General features: G+C 67.4%; 2 protein-coding genes. One reads left to right on the plus strand and one right to left on the minus strand.

Annotated elements, in window-relative coordinates; genetic code table 11:
* Positions 1-124: 124 nt before the first annotated feature.
* Positions 125-877, plus strand: a complete 753-nt coding sequence (locus ACK41U_RS19085) for a DeoR/GlpR family DNA-binding transcription regulator (RefSeq protein WP_409683798.1) — start codon at positions 125-127, stop codon at positions 875-877.
* 42 nt (positions 878-919) lie between these two features.
* Here ACK41U_RS19085 and ACK41U_RS19090 read toward each other — a convergent pair whose 3' ends face one another.
* Complete coding sequence (locus ACK41U_RS19090; RefSeq protein WP_409683801.1) at positions 920-2,614, minus strand: cytochrome P450; 1,695 nt, start codon at positions 2,612-2,614, stop codon at positions 920-922.
* Positions 2,615-2,729: the final 115 nt, after the last annotated feature.

Below are 2,729 nucleotides of genomic sequence, written 5' to 3' on the forward strand. Positions count from 1 at the left end.
TGGAGATTGCGCAACAGGCCCCAAAGCACAGGCAGAATTCACACATAAAACCACATTATTCCGCGACGGCTGTGGCAATGCCCGGGGCCCATGCTAAAGACAACGGCAGTCAAAGGAGGTGCCCATGTGGTCCCACGAGCGTCAGTCGAAGATTCTTGAAATTCTGGGGCGCGACGGCAAGGTCCTGACGAATCAGCTGGCGGATCTGTTCGCCGTCTCGCGCGAAACCGTGCGCCGCGATCTGCTGGACATGGAGGCCACGGGTTGCCTGCTCAAGGTCCATGGCGGCGCCATTCAGGCCCGCGAAACCGCGCCCGAGCCGGGCTTTGCCGAACGCCTCGGGGCCGAGGCGGGGGCCAAGGATGCCATCGGCGCGCGGGCCTGCGACCTGGTGCAACCCGGCATGACGCTGATGATCGACACCGGCACCACGACGCTGGCCTTTGCCCGCGCGCTGGTCCAGCGGGGCGATGTACGCATCATCACCAATTCGATCGAGATCGCGCAACTGGCCGCAGGCAGTCCGGGCTGCGACACGCTGTTGCTGGGGGGGCGGCCCCATCCCGATGTGCCCGGCACGTTCGGCGAAATCACCCTGTCCGAAGTCGACCGGTTTCTGGCCGATATGGCCGTCATCTCTCCGGTCGGGCTGCACGCGCAGCGCGGGGCCTCGGATTATGAACTGCACGAGGCCGAACTGGCCCGCGCGATGATGCGCCGGGCCAAGGCGCGCGTCATCCTGTGCCATTCCGCCAAGATCGGCGTCGAAAGCCGCGTCTCGATCTGCGGCCCCGAAGAGATTGATCACCTCGTCACGAACCTGCCGGCGCCCGCCTCATTCGCATTGCCGCGGGGGCAGATTCATCTCTGCGACTGAGCGGTCGCAGGCCGGAACGGGCGATCACGCGCAGCCCGCGCCTCAGGCGATCGACATCGGCACCATGCGCATGTTCTGCGTGGCCGCGATCCGGTGGATCGAAAGCTCGATGAACGTCGGATGCTGCGACATCCTGATCATGGCCGCGACATCCGGCCATTCAAAGATCGCGACCTCGTCCCATTCCTCGCCGGGCAGACCGGCGATGGTGCCGAAAGCCTTCGAGCGATGCACCAGTCTGGCCCCGGCCTCGCGCACGATCGGCGCCATACCGGCGATGTACAGCCCCCAATAAGCTTCGGCGCCCGAGACCGGGGGACCGTCATACCCCTCGGGATAGCGGGCAACCGGATGGAACTTCAGAAAGTTCACGACCCGGAAGGCGGTGTCCGACGGGATGTCCGCCAGCGCCTGCTCAAGATCAGCGGTCGGGCTGGTGACGATCAGCCCGTCGTCCATGGTGTCCCCCTGTGGTGCGGGCGTGTCGTCGGTGCATCCCGGCGGGATCTGCCAGGGCCAGGCCTCGGGGACCGGGCCGTTGCGGTAATCCACCGGGCCGGGCCGGGCGCCGTCGCGGCGCAGCACGGCGCGCACGATGGCCGGGATCAGCGCCGCCCCCACATTGCGGCCCAGACATTCATGCAGCCCATAGCCAAAGGTGAAGGTCGCCCCCGCACCCCGGCGGGGGTCGAACCGCTCGGGTGTGGCCTGCGCCATGGGGTCGAACATGGCGCTGTGCGTCACGGCCAGAACCATCGTGCCCCTGGGCACGCGGGTCTCGTGATCGGTGCCCTGCGCCAGCACCGTATCCGCCTCGGCCCGGCGGAAGAAATAGGGAAAGGCGGGCCGGAACCGCAGCGCCTCGAAGACAAAGCCGTCAATGGCCGACGGATCGTCGCTGTTCGCCGCTGCCATCGCCGCGGCAAGGCGGGCCTTGTCCGCCGCCAGCACCGTCAGCGCGTTCACCACCGCATGCGAGGTGGTCTCGACCGCGCCGATCAGCAGCCCGCCCGCATTCAGCACCACCAGCGGCAGGTCCAGCCGCACCGCCCCCGACCCCGCCAGGATCAGCAGCCGCGAGATCATGTCGGGCCCAACCTGCCCGGCCTGCAGCGCCGCTGCGCGTTCCCTGACCAGCGCGATCAGATAGTCCCGCATCGCGGCATTGGCGGCCTCGCGGCGGGCGATGATTTCAGCCGGGGAGGCAAAGCGCGGATCGTCAAAGGGCTGGTTCCAGAACGCGTCCATCTGATTCCAATAGGACCAGTCGCACATCTCGGCCGGATCGGCCCCGGTCAGGCCGAAGAACTGCGCCACGACCGCGATCGGCACCCCGCGCGTGATCGCGGCGACAAGGTCCAGCGTGCCCCCGGCGGCGGCGTCCAGACGCCGCGCCGTTTCCGCCTCGGCAAAGGCGCGGATGTCGGGAACCGTCTCGACATCCAGAATCGCCCGCATGACCGACTTTTCGCGCCAGTGCCGCGCGGTGTCGTCCTGCGCCATCCAGTAGTCACCCTGTTTCGCCCGATAGGGCGCGACGCTGAACAGATCGTGCCGCGACAGGATCTGCGTGCAGTCCGAATGCCGCACCGCCAGCGTCACCTCGGGCAGGACAAGAACCGGGCGATAAGCGCGCAACTCGGCGTAAAGGCCAAGAGGATCGTCCCGCATCAGCCCGCGCACAAGCGGCCAGCGCAGGCTTTCGGGGGCAGCGTCGATCTGGTCCAAATGGCTCATGGCGGTCACTGCGTCTTGAGATATTCGATGATGGCAAGGCGCTGGTCGGGGTCCAGACCACCGGCGGGAAAGGCATGGCCGCCATTGCCGTTTCCCGGCAGCCGCGTGTCAAAGC

The sequence above is a fragment of the Paracoccus sp. (in: a-proteobacteria) genome (genome assembly GCF_046289755.1).
Taxonomy (GTDB): Bacteria; Pseudomonadota; Alphaproteobacteria; order Rhodobacterales; family Rhodobacteraceae; genus Paracoccus.